This is a genomic window from Streptomyces sp. NPDC016677 (assembly GCF_055562815.1).
On the sequence record NZ_JBVHEO010000052.1, the window covers coordinates 1 to 1011 of the forward strand.

3 protein-coding genes are annotated in these 1011 nt (G+C 34.9%); all 3 read left to right on the forward strand.

The features are described 5' to 3' along the window. Positions 1-254: hypothetical protein (locus tag ACZ3IG_RS36235; protein WP_467437495.1), on the forward strand; the 254-nt coding region annotated here is incomplete at its 5' end. Then, positions 251-424 (forward strand): hypothetical protein, encoded by a 174-nt coding sequence (locus ACZ3IG_RS36240; protein ID WP_467437497.1) that lies wholly within the window; start codon positions 251-253, stop codon positions 422-424. The genes ACZ3IG_RS36235 and ACZ3IG_RS36240, both read left to right, overlap by 4 nt. 108 nt (positions 425-532) lie before the next feature. Then, complete coding sequence (locus ACZ3IG_RS36245) at positions 533-880, forward strand: hypothetical protein (RefSeq protein ID WP_467437498.1); 348 nt, start codon at positions 533-535, stop codon at positions 878-880. The last annotated feature ends 131 nt before the right edge of the window (positions 881-1011 follow it).

Here is a 1011-nt window from a genome sequence, read left to right on the forward strand (position 1 = left end):
GTATAGGCAGTGTGGTAGGTATGCTCATGATCGCGACATATGTAAAAAAGGTTATACCACTCGGACCAGGAATGACGATGTTTTATTATATATTGTCGGCTGCATTCGGGATGTTCTTATGCGCGAAAACTCCCAGTCATCCCACGGATCGCAACTATAATATTCTCTTCTATCTATTCAAGATGGACCGGAATAAATACCATGCTATAGAGATTAAAGACTTTGGTTTAGAGGAAAGGACGGAAAAACGGTGATGAAAGTAGCTGAAAATAAACAGAAACGTCAAGATACTACGATTCTTGACGTTTTGTTTTCTTCTTTTAAAAGTAATGACTTACCGATTATCGATATTATGCCTTATAAAAGAGTGACAAAAGAAGGCTTCCTTATAGATAAACAGAATGAATACCAAGCTTATTTATGAGTAAAAACAAATGATTTAGTTTCGATGAACAATTCCGATTTAAACAGAATGATTTCTCAACTAACTAGTATATGCAGAGTATACACAGAGCCTTTTAAAATCCTTTCTATGACTTATTCTACTGAAACATCGAAACAGCAAATGTTTTGGAAGAGTCGAATTAACAAATATCGAAGGGTTTTAATGGCTGACAATGTGCCAGAATCAGAAATGATTAGACACGAAGTAATGCTTCGCCTGGCTGTAGACAATTTAAGAAGAGTAACGTGGGTCGAGGATAATCTAACAGAGCTTACTTTCTTTATTGTCGTGTACGAAAAAAGTCAAAAGGAGTTAGAGCTTCGCGTTAGAGATATGACAAGATTAGGCGGTAAACAGTACGATTTACAGCTTGTAGAAAGAGACAATATAGAGAACATTTTAATTCGTTTAAATAACATGAATACAGAAGTCTAGGGGGAATGAAAACATGAGATTAAAAGAAAAACAGAAAGTAAGTTTAAGAGAAAAGGGTTATGATCTTAATTTCATCTCAAAAATACAGCCAAAAGGCGGTGTACGATTTGGAGAAAAATATATTAACACTG

Bases quoted from the DNA above. Each gene is read 5' to 3' on its own strand.
- ACZ3IG_RS36245 (WP_467437498.1), top strand. From the start codon at position 533: ATGACTTATTCTACTGAAACATCGAAACAGCAAATGTTTTGGAAGAGT.